The sequence below is a fragment of the Ruminococcus sp. 5_1_39BFAA genome (assembly GCF_964240875.1).
Classification (GTDB): Bacteria; Bacillota; Clostridia; order Lachnospirales; family Lachnospiraceae; genus Blautia_A.
Map to the genome: position 1 here is coordinate 58,456 of NZ_CAXSVO010000005.1, position 16,984 is coordinate 75,439.

The window sequence follows — 16,984 nt, forward strand, 5'->3', positions numbered from 1 at the left end:
GTGCCTTATTTATTGTTCTTCTCAACCTCAGCCATCTTCATAGCGCGGACTTTCAGGGGCAGGCCGAAGAGGGTGATAAATCCGTCTGCATCGTGATGGTCGTACAGGTCGCCGGTTGTGAAGGAGGCCAGGGACTCATTGTACAGGCTGTATGGGGAAGTGGTGCCTGCTTTGATGATGTTGCCCTTGTAGAGCTTCAGCTTTACTTCACCAGTCACATATTTCTGTGTGGATTCCACAAATGCCTGGATTGCCTCACGAAGAGGTGTGTACCATTTTCCTTCGTATACGATCTGGGCAAACTGGCTGCCCAGCTTTTTCTTTGTTTCCATGGTATCGCGGTCAAGGATCAGCTCCTCCAACTGGTCGTGAGCCTCCATCAGGATCGTTCCGCCAGGAGTTTCGTAAACGCCGCGGGATTTCATACCAACAACACGGTTTTCCACAATGTCTACAATACCGATGCCGTTTTCACCGCCCAGTCTGTTCAGCTCAGTGATGATCTCGGAAACCTTCATCTCTTTTCCGTTTAAGGTCTTCGGAACACCGGCTTCAAAGGTCATGGTGATCTCTGTCTCCTTGTCAGGAGCCTTTTGCGGGGTCACACTGAGAACCAGCATGTCATCGTAGTTGGGGGCAAGTGCCGGATTTTCCAGCTCCAGTCCCTCATGGCTGATGTGCCATAAGTTACGGTCGCGGCTGTAGCTGTGGCTTGCATCAAATGGAAGATTGATGCCGTGTGCCTGACAGAATGCGATCTCATCCTTACGGGACTGCATGGTCCACACATCGGTCATACGCCATGGAGCGATGATTTTCAGATCAGGAGCCAGAGCCTTGATACCAAGCTCAAAACGGATCTGGTCATTTCCTTTTCCGGTTGCACCGTGGCAGACAGCGGAAGCGCCTTCTTTTCTTGCAATCTCAACAAGCTTCTTTACAATGGCAGGACGTGCCATGGAAGTACCAAGGAGATATTTGTGCTCGTAAACAGCGCCAGCCTCAACACAAGGCATAATGTAATTATCGCAAAAGTCGTCAACAATATCTTCAATATATAATTTGGAAGCGCCGGAAAGCTTAGCTCTCTCATCCAGACCGTCTAGTTCATTTCCCTGTCCGCAGTTTACGCAGCAACAGATAACCTCGTAATCAAAATTTTCCTTCAGCCACGGAATCAATGCTGTGGTATCAAGACCGCCTGAGTACGCTAAAACAACTTTTTCTTTCATTATAATATTCCTCCTGAAAATGGTATGTTTATAAAATGGAACAATAAGCTCTTTTGAATAAATATTCATTTCTGTTTGGGGGATATTTTATTGTCCCCCTATGGACAAGGGTTAATATACAACATTTTTCATAAATATGCAATAGGGATTTTGAAAAAAGTAAAATTAATTTTTGCATAAAAATACATATTTTAATAGGAAAAGACGTAGAGAAATTCAAAAATAGTCAGAAAGTCCGGAAAATAGCTATTGCATAATATGCAAGATAGATGTATAATCTACCCATCGCCCTGAATAGACTTTTTATCTTTATGGCAGGGCAGCAGGAGGAAAAGCAGATGATAAAGGCAGGAATTATCGGAGCCACCGGTTATGCAGGCAATGAGATCGTCAGACTATTGATGGGTCACAAGGACGTGGAGGTTGCATGGTACGGCTCCAGAAGTTATATTGATAAAAAGTATGCAGGAATTTACCAGAATTTTTTCAAGCTGGTGGATGCCGTGTGCATGGATGACAATATGGAGGCGCTGGCTGAGGAGGTAGATGTGATTTTTACCGCCACTCCCCAGGGTTTATGTGCATCTTTAGTCAATGAAGAAATCTTATCGAAAGTAAAGGTCATTGACCTGAGTGCGGATTTCCGGATCAAGGATGTAAAAAAATATGAAGAATGGTACGGAATCCCCCACAAAGCACCGCAGTTTATCGATGAGGCAGTGTACGGCCTGTGTGAGATCAATCGTGAGGATATCAAAAAAGCAAGGCTGATCGCCAACCCGGGCTGTTATCCCACATGCTCCACGCTTTCCATCTATCCTTTATTAAAGGAAGGACTTATCGATCCGGACACCATCATTATAGATGCCAAATCCGGCACCACAGGAGCAGGACGCGGCGCAAAGGTGGACAATCTCTACTGCGAGGTCAATGAAAACATTAAGGCATACGGCGTAGCAACCCACAGACACACCCCGGAGATTGAGGACCAGCTTGGCTATGCCTGCGGACGCCAGGTGCTGATCAATTTCACACCGCATCTTGTTCCCATGAACAGGGGTATTCTGGTGACAGCCTACGCATCCCTTGCAAAGAAGGTAACATACGAAGAGGTAAAGGCCGCCTACGACAAATACTATGAAAAAGAAACCTTCGTGAGAGTACTGGATCAGGATGTATGCCCCCAGACAAAATGGGTGGAGGGCAGCAACTATGTGGATGTAAACTTTAAGCTGGATCCCAGAACAAACAGGATCATTATGATGGGCGCCATTGACAACCTGGTAAAAGGCGCAGCAGGACAGGCAGTACAGAATATGAACCTGATGTTTGGCTTCGAGGAGTCAGAGGGACTTTTGCAGGTTCCCATGTATCCGTAACAAAGCAGACTGACAAGTCGCGCAGCGACCTGCGTTCATGAGCATGTAGCAAAGCGGAATGCGAATGTCCGCTTTATAGCAGGAAAGAGGAGAGAAAATTATGGAGATAATCACAGGCGGCGTGACTGCGGCAAAGGGCTTCTTTGCAGCAGCAACAGCAGCAGAAATCAAATATAAAGACCGCACAGACATGGCAATGATCTACAGCGAGGTTCCCTGCAAAGCCGCAGGAACTTTTACCACCAATGTGGTAAAAGCAGCCCCTGTAAAATGGGATCAGGACATTGTATATAATCATTCCAACGCACAGGCAGTCGTGTGCAACAGTGGCATTGCCAATGCCTGCACCGGAGAGGAGGGCTACAGCTATTGTAAAGCAACAGCCGACGCTGCGGCAGAGGCGCTTGGGGTCCCGGCTGACAGCGTTCTTGTGGCATCCACAGGCGTGATTGGAATGCAGCTTCCCATGGACCGCATCACAAGCGGAGTCAAAGCGATGGCACCGAAGCTGTGCGGCAGCCTGGAAGCAGGAACAGAGGCCGCAAAAGCCATTATGACCACAGACACCGTAAAAAAAGAGGTAGCCGTCCAAATCGAGATCGGCGGCAAAACCGTCACCGTAGGCGGCATGTGCAAAGGCTCCGGAATGATCCACCCCAACATGTGCACCATGCTTGGCTTCCTTACAACAGACGTCTGCATCTCAAAGACACTGCTCCAGGAGGCCCTGAGCGAAAACATCAAAGACACCTACAACATGGTATCCGTAGATGGAGACACCTCCACCAATGACACCGTACTCCTCCTGGCAAACGGCCAGGCAGGAAACCCGGAAATCACAGAAAAAGGCAAAGATTTCGCCCTCTTCATGGAAGCCCTGAACTACGTGAACACAACCCTCTGCAAAAAAATAGCCGGAGACGGCGAAGGCGCCACCGCCCTTTTCGAAGTAAAGATCATCGGTGCTGAAACAAAAGAACAGGCCGTAACCCTAAGCAAATCCGTAGTCACCTCATCCCTGACTAAAGCCGCCATCTACGGTCACGATGCCAACTGGGGCAGAATCCTCTGCGCCATGGGCTATTCCGGCGCCCAGTTCGACCCTGAAAAAGTAGACCTCTACTTCGAAAGCCGCGCCGGAAAGATCAAAATAATCGAAAACGGCGTCTCCACCGGCTACAGCGAAGCAGAAGCCACCAAGATCCTCTCCGAGGACGAGGTAACGGCCATCGCCGACATCAAAATGGGAACCGCCACCGCCACCGCCTGGGGCTGCGACCTAACCTACGACTACGTAAAAATCAACGCCGACTACCGCTCCTAACAAAAGAAACTCCGCAAAAGCGTGTCTCGTCCGCAAAGCGGAGATCCATCAGCAGGGGCAGTCCTTGCTCCCCAAAAAGCGCGTCTCGTCCGCAAAGCGGGGCCAACAGGGGGAGCGCGAGGGGGGCATGCGGCCTTCGCAACTCCGAGCTTGCCCCTCGCAGATTTTTCACAACTTTTATAAAAAAGAGGATTAAACTATGGTAAACCAAAAATATCTAGACAAAGCGGAGGTCCTCATCGAAGCCCTCCCATACATCCAGCGTTTCAACCGCAAAATCGTCGTCATCAAATACGGCGGAAGCGCCATGCTGGATAACGAACTAAAAGAAAATGTCATCAAGGACGCCGTCCTCCTAAAACTGGTAGGCTTTAAACCCATCATTGTCCACGGCGGCGGCAAAGAAATCAGCCGCTGGGTAAACAAAGTAGGCATGGAACCCCGTTTTATTAACGGCCTTCGCGTAACCGACAAAGACACCATGGAAATCGCAGAAATGGTTCTGGCAAAAGTAAACAAAGAGCTGGTAAACTTTGTCCAGTCCCTTGGCGTCCGCGCTGTGGGAATCAGCGGCAAGGACGGCGGCCTCTTAAAATGCAAAAAGAAAGTATCCGATGCCGGAGATATCGGTTATGTAGGAGACATCACCCAGGTCGATCCCAAAATCCTTTACGACCTTTTAGAAAAGGACTTCCTCCCCATCGTTTTCCCAATCGGCTACGATGACAATTTCGATACCTATAACATCAACGCCGACGATGCAGCCTGCGCCATCGCAGAAGCCGTAAGTGCAGAAAAGCTGGCCTTCCTGTCAGACATAGAAGGCGTTTACAAAGACCAGAACGACCCCTCCACCCTGATCTCCGAGCTTCATGTCAATGAAGCGGAGGAACTGATCCGGGAAGGCTTTGTAGGCGGCGGCATGATCCCGAAGCTGAATAACTGCATCCATGCCATTGAGAAGGGCGTAAACCGCGTCCACATTCTGGACGGGCGTATCCCCCACAGCCTTCTTTTGGAAATTTTCACTAACAAAGGTATCGGAACAGCAATTTTAAGAGAGGACGGCGAAAAATACTACCATGAACATGATTAACCAGATGGAAGAGGCAGAAGCAAATATTCTGCATACCTATAACCGTTTCCCTGTTGTATTTGAACGGGGAGAGGGCGTTTACTTATATGACACAGAAGGAAAAAAATACCTGGATTTTGCTGCGGGAATCGCAGTAAGCGCTTTGGGCTACCACTATCCCGGATATGACGAGGCGCTGAAAGACCAGATCGACAAGCTGCTCCACATTTCCAATTTATATTACAATCAGCCGATCATTGAGGCGGGAGCCAGACTTGTGATGGCAAGCAGAATGAACAAGGTATTCTTTACAAACAGCGGTACCGAGGCCATTGAGGGAGCTATTAAAGCTGCAAAAAAATACGCTTTTGAGAGGGACGGACATGCAGATCATGAGGTCATTGCCATGAACCATTCCTTCCACGGCAGAAGCATCGGCGCTCTGTCCGTAACAGGAAATGCCCACTACAGGGAGCCTTTCGAGCCTTTGATGGGCGGCGTGAAATTTGCGGACTTTAACGATCTGGAAAGCGTAAAGGCCCAGGTGACGGACAAAACCTGCGCCATCATTGCGGAAACCGTGCAGGGCGAGGGCGGCATTTACCCGGCAGATAAAAAATTCCTGGAGGGCCTTCGCAGGCTTTGCGACGAAAAAGATATTCTGCTGATCCTGGATGAGATCCAGTGCGGAATGGGCAGGACCGGCTATTATTTTGCATGGCAGGCATACGGCGTGCAGCCGGATATCATGACCTGCGCCAAGGCTCTGGGCTGCGGCGTTCCTGTGGGAGCATTTGTGCTGAATGAAAAGGCTGCCTCTGCATCCCTGAAACCGGGAGATCACGGCACCACCTACGGCGGAAACCCCTTTGTATGTGCTGCTGTGAATAAGGTATTTTCAATTTTTGAGCAGGATATGATCTTGGCACATGTACAGGAGCTGACCCCATATCTGGAGGAAAAGCTGGATGGATTGGCAGAACAGCACGATTGCGTTGCTGCAAGAAGAGGCATGGGCTTTATGCAGGGGCTTGTGATAAAGGGCCGCCCTGTAGGAGAAGTGGTAAACAAAGCTTTGGAAAAAGGGCTTCTTGTAATTTCCGCTGGCAGCGATGTGCTGCGTATTGTACCGCCTCTCGTCATAACCAGAGAGCATGTGGATGAGATGGCAGCTATTTTGGATGAATGCCTGAAATAAGACCCTGGAAAGAATTGTCAAAAAGTCAAAATATCGTAAAAATCCGTCAAAATAGGGTGAGATTTTACTGATCGGTTACACTATAATACGATCATTGAAACAATATTTGGACGGAGGTAGCAAAATAATGAATAAAAGATGGTGGAAAGAAAGCGTAGTATATCAGATTTATCCAAGAAGCTTTTGTGACAGCAACGGAGACGGAATCGGGGATATAAACGGCATTACCTCAAAACTGGATTACCTGAAGGAATTGGGGATCAACGTGATCTGGCTTTCTCCTGTCTATCAGTCTCCAAATGATGACAACGGATATGACATCAGCGATTATCAGGCAATTATGGAGGAATTCGGAACCATGGAGGATTTTGACAGAATGCTTGCCGCGGCTCATGAGAGAGGCATTAAGATCCTGATGGATCTGGTGGTAAACCATACTTCCGATGAACATAAATGGTTTGTGGAAAGCAGAAAATCTGAGGATAATCCTTACCGTGATTATTATATCTGGCGCCCTGCAAAGGACGGCGGAATGCCAAATAACTGGGGCTCTGCCTTTTCCGGTCCGGCATGGGAATATGACGAAAAAACAGATATGTATTATCTGCATCTGTTTTCCAAAAAGCAGCCTGACTTAAACTGGGATAATCCAACGGTGCGTAAAGAAGTCTTTGACATGATGAACTGGTGGCTGGAAAAGGGTGTAGACGGCTTCCGGATGGATGTGATCAGCCTGATTTCCAAGAAGGAAGGACTTCCGGACGGAATACCGGGAATCAACGGTTACGCTGGATGTGATGAGACAGCGAACGGTCCTCACGTACATGAATATCTGCAGGAAATGCGTGAAAAAGTATTAAATAATGCAGATACCATGACCGTGGGAGAATGCGCAGGCGTAACGCTGGAGGAAGCGAAAAAGTACGCATCAAGCAGTGAAAAAGAGCTGAACATGGTATTCCAGTTTGAACATATGGGCGTAGATTCCGATGAAAAAGGAACAAAATGGTGCACCAGAAAAATGGATCTGCGTGACTTAAAGGAAATCCTTTCCAAGTGGCAAAAGGGTCTTGAAGACATTGCATGGAACAGCCTTTACTGGGAAAACCACGACCAGCCCAGAAGCGTTTCCAGGTTTGGAAATGACAAAGAATACTGGGAAGTATCAGCAAAAATGCTGGCAACCTGCCTTCACATGATGCAGGGAACTCCTTATGTATATCAGGGCGAAGAGCTGGGAATGACCAACACGGTTTTTGAGACAATTGATGATTTCAGAGATCTGGAAAGCATCAATGCTTATCATGAATTGATAGAGCAGGGAGTTTTCAAAGAAGATGAGTTGATGGAAGCGTTGCGCTATAAGAGCCGTGACAACGCCCGCACTCCGATGCAGTGGGATGACAGCGAACAGGCTGGCTTTACCACAGGAACTCCGTGGATCAAAGTGAATCCAAACTATAAAAAAATCAATGCCAAAGAGCAGCTTTCCAGGGAAAATTCTATTTTCCATTACTATCAGAAGCTGATCCGTCTGAGAAAGGAAAAGGAAATCGTGGTGTACGGTACCTACGACCTTCTCCTTCCGGATGACAGGGATATCTACGCATACACCAGGACATTAGGAGAAGAAAAGCTTCTTGTTGTGTGCAATTTCAGCGACAAAGAGATTTCTTTCAGTCTGCCACAGGAGTTTGAAAACAGCCATGTTATGATCTCCAACTATGAGATGACAGAAGTGAAAAAGGAGCTGATCCTGAAGCCTTACGAGGCATTCGTTCTGGAAAAATGATCATATTTTCATATCTTTAAATTCAACTGATTCCGGTACTGCAGAGGTGTGGTGCCGGAATTTTTTTTGAATTCTCTGAGAAAATTCCCCATATTGTTAAAGCCACATTCCAGACAGATCTCCGTGACGGACATGCTTGTTTCCTCCAGAAGCCTCATTGCCTGACGGATGCGGTAATCATTCAGGTATTCCATAGGTGTGCGCTGAATCGCCTTTTTAAAAAAACGGGAGAAATACTGTTCATTCATATTGACAACACCTGCCATATCCCGCAGATAAATCTTTTCTCTGTAGTTTTCACGGATAAAGGTGAGAACAGCTTTGATCTCCTCCACACGCTTATCGCTTGTCTTTTCTGTGGCCTCGAACATCCGGTTTTGGGAGAGAATAGCTAAAATGCGCAGGAGAGAAGCCTTTATAAAAAGCTGGCTGGTCAGATCGTCTGTGACGGCGCGGATGTCTGCCTCAGGACGCTGGCCTGTAAGGGAAACGCCGAAGGCTTCCGTCACATCCCCAAAGGCAGAACGGATGGGCAAAAAGGCCGGGTGTCCGGAGGGAATGCACCGGGGAAACAAAAGGGTGCCGTTCTGGATTGGGGCGAAGAGCTTAAGCTGAGTGGCGTCGCAGGAATCAAAGCTCAGCATGGACGGATGAAACACCACAGCATTTTCGCAGGCATTTCCGTTGCTCTCACTTATGAGGCTGTGAAGCTCGCCGGGATTGATAAAATAAAAGGCTTCCTCCGTGACAGTAAAGTGCTCCATATTGATCTCCAGGGAAAAGCCTTTTTCCGAAAAGTATATAATTTCCAGTTCCTCATGCCAGTGATGCTTCACCATAAGGCCCTTTTTATGTGCCGGATTCCGGTACAGAGCGCAGGGAAAGGTGTTGGTACCGTGGATTCGGATTTCTTTTAAACCGGGGGATTTGGATTGCTGCATGGTTCGTCTCCTTGAGGATTATTCTTGCTTATCATATTTTTAACATATCATATCGTCTGAAAGGGCGCAATAGTGAAAATATATGTTGACAACTATTGTTGTCAGTGATATGCTATCTACAACTTGAAAATGACAAAGAAAGTTGTCAAAATGACAAAAAAACAGGTCAAAAAATCTAGGGGGGGGGGTAAAAGGTATGCCGTTGGAAAACAGGCTGAAGGAGCACCGTGCCAGACTTGGAATTAATCAGGCAGATATGGGAAAGCGTGCAGGTGTTTCACGGCAGACCATCAGTTTGATCGAGAGAGGTGACTATTCGCCGTCAGTGTCTTTGGCATTGAAGCTGGCGAAAATCTGTCAGGTGACAGTGGAGGACATTTTTACATATACAGAGGAGGGTGAGGAGAATGAGTAAAAAGAAGGGGATGAACAGTTACGTAAAATATTTTGCGGTGATGCTTGTTTGTGCAGCGTGCGGCGGGATATTGGGATTTTGTGTATCCTATTTCGAAGGCTTAAGCGAGATCAATCTGGGAGTAGGTGGATTTCTGAAACTGGTTCGGACGAACATCCTGCCTCTGCTGGTGATCTTTACTGTTCTTGCGGTTATGTGTAATGAAGTGATCCTGAGCCAGATGAGAAGAATCGGAAGGGCGATTCCCAAGGCTGAGGATGAGGAATGTGATGTTCTGGAATACGAGCTGGACAGAATCGGAAACTTAGGAGCAATTTCGTGCAACGTATTTTTAATAGGTTCTCTTCTGATACTATCCACTGGATATTCCATGGAATACATTGAAAATGCGGTAAGATCAGAGGGCATCAGGCTGATCGCAGGAATGGTCGTATTTATACTGAATAATGCTTATATCGGGATATGGCAGGTGCGGTATGTGAAGCTTATCCAGAAAATTTATCCGGAGAAAAAAGGGGATCCGGCATCCAGAAAATTTCAGGAGCAATGGCTGAAAAGCTGTGATGAGGCGGAAAGAGAGACGATCTATCAAAGCAGCTATAAGACCTATATCAGACTGTCGAAGTGCTTCCCGTTTTTTGCCATGATAGCAATGCTGTGTCATCTGATGTGGAATACGGGGATTATGGCAGTAGTTATGGTTTGTGCTTTGTGGCTGCTGACTTCTATTACATATTGCCGGAACAGCCTTACTAAAAAGAGGGAAAAGCTGCGGGGGTAAGGAGAAAAAATGGAAAAGAAAAAAATAAAAAGGCGGGTCGGACAGCTTGTAGTGAGCCTGATGATGCTGGCTATGGGAGGCTGCTGCGGCGTCCTGATCGTAAAGTATCTGGAAGGCATGAAAGCCCCAAGGTCTTCCATAAAAGATATGATATTCGGACTCATTTTTCTTCTGGCAGCTATGTATGCGGCAATGCTGCTGCAGATCATCATTCATGAGGGCGGACACCTGGTCTTTGGACTGTTGACTGGCTATAGATTTTCCTCCTTTCGGATCGCCTGCTTTATGTTTATCCGGGAGGATGGAAGGCTCCGGCTGAAAAGGCTGTCCATTGCCGGAACAGGAGGGCAGTGTCTGATGATACCGCCTGAGCTGGAGAACGGAAAATGTCCTTATGTTTTGTACAATTTGGGCGGTCCCACCTTTAATCTGATTGCCGCCGGGCTGTGTGCGGGTTTAAGCGTACTGCTGGATCCATATGTGCTGGTTTCCACGTTTTTCATGGTCATGACGGTTGTGGGAACTGCATTTGCACTGATGAACGGTATCCCCCTGCATGTGGGCGGAGTTGACAATGATGGATATAATGCCGTCTCAATGGGCAAAAACCGGGAGGCGCTGGAGGCGTTCCGGCGGCAGATGTGTATCAGCAGTCTGGGCGCAGAGGGAAAACGTCTCAGAGAGATGCCGGAGGAATGGTTCGTGATGCCGTCTGAGGAAAAGATGAAAAACAGTATGATCGCAGCTATGGGCGTTTTTGCTTGTCAGCGGCTGATGGATGAGATGAAATTCCGGGAGGCAGATGAAATGATGGAGCGGCTTTTATCCATAGATACCGGGATCGTGGGGCTTCACAGAAATCTGATGAGAGTTGACCGGATATTCTGTGAACTGATAGACGAAAATCGTCCGGATCATCTGGAAAAAATGATGGACAGGGAACTGAAAAAGTTTATGAAGTCCATGAAAAATTTTCCGTCCGTTTTGCGGACACAGTATTGTTACTCTCTCCTGGCAGAAAAGGACCGGGAAAAGGCGGAGAAGTACAGGGGGCAGTTTGAAAAAATGGCGCAAAAATATCCTTATCCCATAGACATCCAGGTGGAAAGGGAGCTGATGGAACTGGGCTGTGAGGCAGCAGAAAGGAAGAACTTGGAGGAGAGATTATGAAATTAGAAGTAAAAATGTGAGGAAAAAGTTTGGCGATACAGAGGTGCTTCACGGGATTTCTTTTTCTGTGGAAAGCGGTAGCGCACTTGGCCTTCTGGGGCGCAACGGCGCCGGAAAAACCACTACGATCCGTATTTTAATGGATGTTTTTAAAAGTAATTCCGGAGAGATTTACCTGGATGGAAAGCCCTTTCGACCCAGGGAGCATCAGATCGGTTATCTGCCTGAGGAAAGGGGGCTTTATCCCAAAAAGACGGTGAGTGAGCAGCTTATTTACCTGGGAATGCTCCGCGGTTTAAGCGCAAAAAGTGCAAAGGAAAGCATGAAAAAATGGATCACCCGTATGGGCGTGGAGGAGTACGAAAACCGTAAGCTGGAAACACTTTCAAAAGGAAATCAGCAGAAGGTACAGCTCGCCCAGACGCTGATCTGTAACCCGGAGATCATTATCCTGGATGAGCCTTTTTCCGGTCTTGACCCTGTGAATTCCCAGATATTAAAGGACGTTATCAAGGAACAGATACAGGAAGGAAAACTTGTTATTTTTTCCAGCCATCAGATGAGTTATGTGGAAGAATTCTGCGAGGATATTGCCATTTTAAATCATGGACAGATCGTGCTTTCCGGGGATTTAAGAGAGATCAAACGGGAATTCGGAAGAGACCGTCTGGTCATCTCCAGCATGGATGAGGAGCCGAAGGATCTTGCCAGACGGCTGACGGATACCTTTTCCGATCTGCTCGAGGTGGAAAAAGTCAGGAAGGACCGGGTAATCATCCGAAAGATTGATGAGGAAAATAAGCCTCTGATCCTGCAGAGACTTCTGGAGCAGGATGTGGATCTGGAATTCTTTGGGATGTACGAACCGTCTTTAAACGATATCTTTGTGGAGAAAGCAGGTGACGAGGCATGAAGCAGTTTTTGACCGTTTTAAGATTTGAATTGAATAATTATTTTAAGAATAAAAGCTTTATGATCACAACCATTTTGCTGGCATTGGCGGTGGCGGGAGTGATCATAATTCCGACTATGATTCCAGGACTTTTAGGAGGAAATTCAGCAAAGGACGAACAGGAAAAATTGGGTCTACTGGGCATTTGTGTGAATACTGCTGAGGTTGAAAATGTAGACGGGCTTTTGGATATGATGCCTGCAGAATGGGTGCTGTATGAGGATGAGGAGAGCCTGAAACAGGCTGTAGAAGACGAAGTTGTTAATGGCGGATTTGTATTAAACAGTCCGGATGATGTGAAATATGTAGTAATGAATCTGACAATCAGCGACAGGATCGCGGAAGATTTTGAGCAGGCTATGAATATCTGGCTCCGGCAGCGGTACCTTACGGGAAAAGGACTGACAGCGGAGGAGATTCAGGCTGCTGACAGCCTGGCTCCCAGCATAACACCGGAAATTCTCGGAAAGGACAGCGCTAAAAATTACGCTTATACGTATGTTTTGGTGTTCAGCATTTACTTCCTGATCATTTTCTACGGGCAGATGATCGCGGTGTCCGTAACAACGGAAAAGAGCAACAGGGCTATTGAGATCCTTGTGACAAGCGTGAATCCAAACAGCCTGATATTTGGCAAGGTTCTGGCGGGTGCACTATCCGGTATTTTGCAGATGATCATAATTTTGGGGGCTGCATTTGCCGCTTATGGAGCATTCCGGGAGGCATGGGGAGGTGCCCTGGATTTCCTTCTGCATGTGCCCGCAAAGGTGCTGATTGCATTTGCATTTTTCGGAATCATGAGCTATCTCCTGTATGCGTTTATCTTTGGAATGCTTGGCGCGTTGGTGTCAAAAACAGAGGATATCAGCAAAAGCTCTATGCCGGTGACTCTTATTTATGTGGCATCCTTCCTGATTGCCATGATGGGGCTGACAGACTGTGACAGCATGATGATAAAGGTGGCATCCTTCATTCCCTTCTCATCAGGAAATGCTATGTTTATCCGCATTTCCATGGGCAGTGTAGCAGTATGGGAAATCGCAGTTTCCGGTGCGGTTCTCCTTCTGTCCTGTGTGGTGACGGGAATCCTGGCAGCCAGGCTTTTCCGCTTCGGAACGCTTCATTACGGAAATCCTATGAAGTTTACAAAAGCCTTAAAGGGTGCAAGAGAACAGAACTGATGCGGGAACAATGGTGCATATTTTTCCGGAATTGGTATATGCTATAAAAAAGAGGGAGGTGTTGCAGAAGCAGCGCCTCTTTTCACAATAACCAGTATGTGGAGGGAAAAATATGTGGGGTATCCTTGTTGCGTTGATTTCCGGTGCATTGATGAGTGTGCAGGGTGTGTTTAACACGGAGGTGACAAAGCAGACCAGTCTGTGGGTGTCTACAGGATGGGTGCAGCTTTCTGCCTTTCTGGTGTGTGTGCTGGCGTGGATCTTTACAGGCCGGGACAGTGTGGGAGCTTTGTGGCAGGTGGATAATAAGTACACGCTTTTAGGTGGCGTGATCGGAGCTTTTATTACGGTGACAGTAATTCAGAGCATGGGCTCTCTGGGACCTGCAAAGGCGGCGATGCTGATCGTAATATCCCAGCTTGCAGTTGCCTATATCATTGAACTTTTCGGTATGTTCGGTGTGGATAAGGAACCGTTTGAATGGAGGAAACTGATCGGTATGGCAATCTCCATCGTAGGGATTATTATATTTAAATGGCAAAAGTGATAATTGCTATTGTAAAATTATGACTTTTTCGTTAAAATAATGGTGGTAGAGTATGAGTGGCGGGGAGCTTGCCGTGTGAATATTTACGGCAAAGGAGTGAACCGGCATATTATGATTAAGAATAGAGCAAAACCATTATTTTGTCTGGCGCTGCTTACGGCGGGTCTTTTGGTTGGAAACGCAGGTCTGACAGGCTGCGGAAACCGTGAAGCAGAGTTTTTGGAGAGAAAAGCGGCGGAGCAGGCGGACGATTCGGAAGAGTATCTGGCAGAGAAAGAAACACCGGATGAGACGGACGAAGAGAAGGATGCAGCTTCGGACAGTGTGACAGAACCGGAACCGGCAGGAGTTACGGAAACGCCTGTCAGGATTTTCGTGGACGTACAGGGTGCGGTTGTCAATCCGGGAGTTTATGAGCTGGAGGAAGGGAGCAGGGTTTTTCAGGCTGTTCAGGCGGCAGGAGGCTGTCTTGCAGATGCGGCGGAAAGCTATGTGAACCAGGCGAAAAGCCTTTCAGACGGACAGCAGATATACGTACCTGCCCTGTCAGAAGTGCAGGAAGCAGAGAATGGGAAAGATGTGATTGCTGCAAAAGCACCTGAGGCTGTGGGAGCAGAAGAAGACGCAGATAAAGGGACGGCAGAGCAGTCGGAAAATGATGCAGAGAGCAGGATAAACCTGAACACTGCGGATGTGGCACAGCTTACCGGGCTGGCAGGCATCGGGGAGGCAAAGGCGAAAGCCATTCTTGCATACCGGGACAGTGTGGGCGGTTTTTCTTCCATAGAAGAGATCATGAATGTGGAAGGCATCAAAGAAGGTACTTTTTCCAGGATAAAAGATGACATTGTAGTAGGATAAGGAGAACATAAATGAGCAGGAAAGTATTGGTAGTAGACGATGAGAAGCTGATTGTAAAGGGCATTCGTTTCAGCCTGGAACAGGAGGGAATGGAGGTTGACTGCGCATATGACGGCGAAGAAGCAGTGGAGAAGGCAAAGGAAAAGAAATATGACATCATCCTTCTTGATCTGATGCTTCCGAAGATGGACGGCCTTGAGGTGTGCCAGCAGATCCGGGAGTTTTCCAATGTGCCCATCATCATGCTTACTGCAAAGGGAGAGGACATGGATAAGATCCTGGGCCTGGAATACGGTGCAGACGATTATATCACCAAGCCCTTTAATATCCTTGAGGTAAAGGCACGCATCAAGGCGATCATGCGCCGTGCCGGAAGCGGACAGGAGGAGAAGGAAAAGGCAAAGACCATCGAGGTGGGTGATCTGCGCATGGACTGCGAGGGGCGCCGTGTCTTTATTGCAGGCAAGGAAATCAATCTGACTGCAAAGGAATTTGATGTGCTGGAGCTTCTTGTGTTTAATCCAAATAAGGTCTACAGCCGTGAAAACCTGCTGAATATTGTGTGGGGCTATGAATATCCCGGCGATGTGAGAACTGTGGATGTACATATCCGCCGTCTGCGTGAAAAAATCGAGGCAAATCCCAGTGAGCCGAAATATGTACACACCAAATGGGGTGTGGGATATTACTTCCAGGCATAAACTATGACACAGAAAAAGAAATCAAGCTTTTTTAAAAGTCTTCGTTTTCGTATCCTGATTATCCTGATCATACTGGGAATCGTGCCGAGTGTCATTGTGACAAGAATTGCGCTTACCACCTATGAGGACAGAGCGATCGCTGTCCGTAAAGAGAGCGTGAAAAATCAATGTGACATTTTGTGCAACCTGTTAATTAAAGAAAACTTTCTCAACGACTCCAGCTCGCAGGTGGTAAACAGCAAGCTGGAGTTGCTGTCTGGGATTCTTGGCGGCAGAATTCTGTTGGTGGACAGGGATTATAAGATAGTTAAGGATACCTATGGCGTGGACGAGGGCAAAATCCTGATGTCTTCCATGGTGATCAAATGCTTCCGGGGCGAGGAGGCCAGCCGGTATGTGAGAAAGAGCCAGAAGATCGAGATGGCTGTACAGATCAAGAGCCCGGAGGTGAAACAGTTCCAGGGTGCCATGCTGGTCAGTATTTCCACAAGCGAGATCGCGGCTACTATGGATGAGCTGGAACAGAAAGGGTTGATCATTTCGGGGATTATCGTGGCTCTGTCCATTCTGTTGGCCTATGTGCTTTCCACAGTTCTTGTTAAGCCCTTTGCCAGAGTTACCAAGTCTATCGAGGATCTGACGGATGGATACCAGAATGAGGAGATTTCCGTGCCGGATTACACGGAGACAGCCCTGATCACAGATGCCTTTAATAAATTGCTTTCCAGAATGAAGGTTCTGGACGAATCCAGGACAGAGTTTGTATCCAATGTGTCCCATGAGCTGAAAACACCGCTTACTTCCATGAAGGTTCTGGCAGATTCCCTGGTGGGGCAGCAGGGTGTTCCGGAGGAGCTGTATCAGGAATTCATGAGCGATATCACAGCAGAGATAGACAGAGAAAATAAGATCATTACAGACCTTCTTTCTCTGGTAAAAATGGATAAAAAGGCAGCAGACTTAAATGTGGAGCGCATGGATATTAACCAGCTTGTTGAGGGGATTTTAAAGAGACTGCGTCCCATTGCGGATAAGAGAAATATAGATCTGATCCTGGACAGCTTCCGTCCTGTGGAGGCGGATGTGGATGAGGTGAAATTTACTCTTGCCATCAGCAATCTGGTGGAAAATGGAATCAAATATAATGTGGATGACGGCTGGGTGAGAGTCACTTTGGACGCAGATCACAAGTATTTCTATGTAACGGTGGCAGACTCCGGTATGGGAATTCCGGAGGATTGTATTGAACGGATCTTTGAACGTTTTTACCGTGTGGACAAGTCCCATTCAAAGGAAATCGGCGGAACAGGTCTTGGTCTTGCCATTACCCGCAGCGCCATTACCATGCACCACGGTACCATTCAGGTGTTCAGCAAGGAAGGTGAGGGTACTACCTTTACCGTCCGGATTCCAGTGTCATATATTCCGTAGGAGG

16 protein-coding genes are annotated in these 16,984 nt (G+C 47.5%); 14 read left to right on the plus strand and 2 right to left on the minus strand.

All coding sequences use genetic code 11. From position 1 onward, the window contains the following. Positions 1-5 precede the first annotated feature (5 nt). The gene (locus ACESZH_RS08420) at positions 6-1,232 is read right to left on the minus strand and encodes an argininosuccinate synthase (protein ID WP_373214400.1); all 1,227 of its coding nucleotides are present in this window, start codon (positions 1,230-1,232) and stop codon (positions 6-8) included. Positions 1,233-1,570: 338 nt separating this feature from the next. On the opposite strand from ACESZH_RS08420, the gene argC reads away from it, so the two are divergent. The 5 genes from argC (at position 1,571) to ACESZH_RS08445 (ending at position 8,000) form a co-directional block, all read left to right on the plus strand. Then, on the plus strand, positions 1,571-2,611 hold the full coding sequence (argC, locus tag ACESZH_RS08425) for an N-acetyl-gamma-glutamyl-phosphate reductase (RefSeq protein WP_373214397.1): 1,041 nt from the start codon (positions 1,571-1,573) through the stop codon (positions 2,609-2,611). 100 nt (positions 2,612-2,711) lie between these two features. Continuing rightward, on the plus strand, positions 2,712-3,935 hold the full coding sequence (argJ, locus tag ACESZH_RS08430; protein WP_373214396.1) for a bifunctional glutamate N-acetyltransferase/amino-acid acetyltransferase ArgJ: 1,224 nt from the start codon (positions 2,712-2,714) through the stop codon (positions 3,933-3,935). 199 nt (positions 3,936-4,134) lie between these two features. Further along, positions 4,135-5,031, plus strand: a complete 897-nt coding sequence (gene argB / locus ACESZH_RS08435; RefSeq protein ID WP_373214395.1) for an acetylglutamate kinase — start codon at positions 4,135-4,137, stop codon at positions 5,029-5,031. Then, a complete protein-coding gene (locus ACESZH_RS08440; RefSeq protein ID WP_373214392.1) occupies positions 5,018-6,208 on the plus strand; it encodes an aspartate aminotransferase family protein in 1,191 nt (396 codons plus the stop codon). The genes argB and ACESZH_RS08440 overlap by 14 nt, the downstream gene beginning before the upstream one ends. Before the next feature lie 127 nt (positions 6,209-6,335). After that, entirely contained in the window at positions 6,336-8,000 is a 1,665-nt protein-coding gene (locus tag ACESZH_RS08445; RefSeq protein WP_373214391.1) for an alpha-glucosidase, read from the plus strand. Between the two features lie 8 nt (positions 8,001-8,008). Here the strand turns inward: ACESZH_RS08445 and ACESZH_RS08450 are convergent, their stop codons facing one another. Then, positions 8,009-8,941 carry an AraC family transcriptional regulator gene (locus tag ACESZH_RS08450; RefSeq protein ID WP_373214389.1) on the minus strand — a complete coding sequence of 311 codons (933 nt, stop codon included), beginning with the start codon at positions 8,939-8,941 and terminating at the stop codon, positions 8,009-8,011. A 202-nt stretch (positions 8,942-9,143) separates the two neighbouring features. Between ACESZH_RS08450 and ACESZH_RS08455 the strand changes: the two genes are divergently transcribed. The 9 genes from ACESZH_RS08455 (at position 9,144) to ACESZH_RS08495 (ending at position 16,980) form a co-directional block, all read left to right on the plus strand. Continuing rightward, positions 9,144-9,356 (plus strand): helix-turn-helix transcriptional regulator, encoded by a 213-nt coding sequence (locus tag ACESZH_RS08455; protein WP_373214497.1) that lies wholly within the window; start codon positions 9,144-9,146, stop codon positions 9,354-9,356. Next, positions 9,349-10,137, plus strand: coding sequence for a DUF3169 family protein (locus ACESZH_RS08460; protein ID WP_373214387.1), 789 nt, complete (start codon positions 9,349-9,351; stop codon positions 10,135-10,137). Before ACESZH_RS08455 ends, ACESZH_RS08460 begins: the two co-directional genes overlap by 8 nt. Positions 10,138-10,146: 9 nt before the next feature. Continuing rightward, positions 10,147-11,307 (plus strand): hypothetical protein, encoded by a 1,161-nt coding sequence (locus ACESZH_RS08465; RefSeq protein ID WP_373214385.1) that lies wholly within the window; start codon positions 10,147-10,149, stop codon positions 11,305-11,307. Between the two features lie 16 nt (positions 11,308-11,323). After that, on the plus strand, positions 11,324-12,220 hold the full coding sequence (locus tag ACESZH_RS08470) for an ABC transporter ATP-binding protein (RefSeq protein ID WP_373214384.1): 897 nt from the start codon (positions 11,324-11,326) through the stop codon (positions 12,218-12,220). Beyond that, on the plus strand, positions 12,217-13,440 hold the full coding sequence (locus ACESZH_RS08475) for an ABC transporter permease (RefSeq protein WP_373214382.1): 1,224 nt from the start codon (positions 12,217-12,219) through the stop codon (positions 13,438-13,440). The genes ACESZH_RS08470 and ACESZH_RS08475 overlap by 4 nt, the downstream gene beginning before the upstream one ends. A gap of 112 nt (positions 13,441-13,552) precedes the next feature. Beyond that, on the plus strand, positions 13,553-13,987 hold the full coding sequence (locus ACESZH_RS08480; protein WP_373214380.1) for a DMT family transporter: 435 nt from the start codon (positions 13,553-13,555) through the stop codon (positions 13,985-13,987). 111 nt (positions 13,988-14,098) lie between these two features. Next, positions 14,099-14,848 carry a helix-hairpin-helix domain-containing protein gene (locus ACESZH_RS08485; RefSeq protein ID WP_373214378.1) on the plus strand — a complete coding sequence of 250 codons (750 nt, stop codon included), beginning with the start codon at positions 14,099-14,101 and terminating at the stop codon, positions 14,846-14,848. 11 nt (positions 14,849-14,859) lie between these two features. Then, positions 14,860-15,549, plus strand: a complete 690-nt coding sequence (locus tag ACESZH_RS08490) for a response regulator transcription factor (RefSeq protein ID WP_373214376.1) — start codon at positions 14,860-14,862, stop codon at positions 15,547-15,549. A 3-nt stretch (positions 15,550-15,552) separates the two neighbouring features. Beyond that, positions 15,553-16,980 carry a sensor histidine kinase gene (locus ACESZH_RS08495; RefSeq protein ID WP_373214374.1) on the plus strand — a complete coding sequence of 476 codons (1,428 nt, stop codon included), beginning with the start codon at positions 15,553-15,555 and terminating at the stop codon, positions 16,978-16,980. Positions 16,981-16,984: the final 4 nt, after the last annotated feature.

Excerpts from the sequence above, each read along its gene's own strand:
- ACESZH_RS08495 (WP_373214374.1), top strand. The coding sequence starts at position 15,553 with ATGACACAGAAAAAGAAATCAAGCTTTTTTAAAAGTCTTCGTTTTCGT.
- ACESZH_RS08465 (WP_373214385.1), top strand. The coding sequence starts at position 10,147 with ATGGAAAAGAAAAAAATAAAAAGGCGGGTCGGACAGCTTGTAGTGAGC.
- ACESZH_RS08445 (WP_373214391.1), top strand. The coding sequence starts at position 6,336 with ATGAATAAAAGATGGTGGAAAGAAAGCGTAGTATATCAGATTTATCCA.
- argJ (WP_373214396.1), top strand. The coding sequence starts at position 2,712 with ATGGAGATAATCACAGGCGGCGTGACTGCGGCAAAGGGCTTCTTTGCA.
- argB (WP_373214395.1), top strand. The coding sequence starts at position 4,135 with ATGGTAAACCAAAAATATCTAGACAAAGCGGAGGTCCTCATCGAAGCC.
- ACESZH_RS08420 (WP_373214400.1), bottom strand. The coding sequence starts at position 1,232 with ATGAAAGAAAAAGTTGTTTTAGCGTACTCAGGCGGTCTTGATACCACA.
- ACESZH_RS08460 (WP_373214387.1), top strand. The coding sequence starts at position 9,349 with ATGAGTAAAAAGAAGGGGATGAACAGTTACGTAAAATATTTTGCGGTG.
- ACESZH_RS08490 (WP_373214376.1), top strand. The coding sequence starts at position 14,860 with ATGAGCAGGAAAGTATTGGTAGTAGACGATGAGAAGCTGATTGTAAAG.
- argC (WP_373214397.1), top strand. The coding sequence starts at position 1,571 with ATGATAAAGGCAGGAATTATCGGAGCCACCGGTTATGCAGGCAATGAG.
- ACESZH_RS08475 (WP_373214382.1), top strand. The coding sequence starts at position 12,217 with ATGAAGCAGTTTTTGACCGTTTTAAGATTTGAATTGAATAATTATTTT.
- ACESZH_RS08450 (WP_373214389.1), bottom strand. The coding sequence starts at position 8,941 with ATGCAGCAATCCAAATCCCCCGGTTTAAAAGAAATCCGAATCCACGGT.
- ACESZH_RS08440 (WP_373214392.1), top strand. The coding sequence starts at position 5,018 with ATGAACATGATTAACCAGATGGAAGAGGCAGAAGCAAATATTCTGCAT.
- ACESZH_RS08485 (WP_373214378.1), top strand. The coding sequence starts at position 14,099 with ATGATTAAGAATAGAGCAAAACCATTATTTTGTCTGGCGCTGCTTACG.
- ACESZH_RS08480 (WP_373214380.1), top strand. The coding sequence starts at position 13,553 with ATGTGGGGTATCCTTGTTGCGTTGATTTCCGGTGCATTGATGAGTGTG.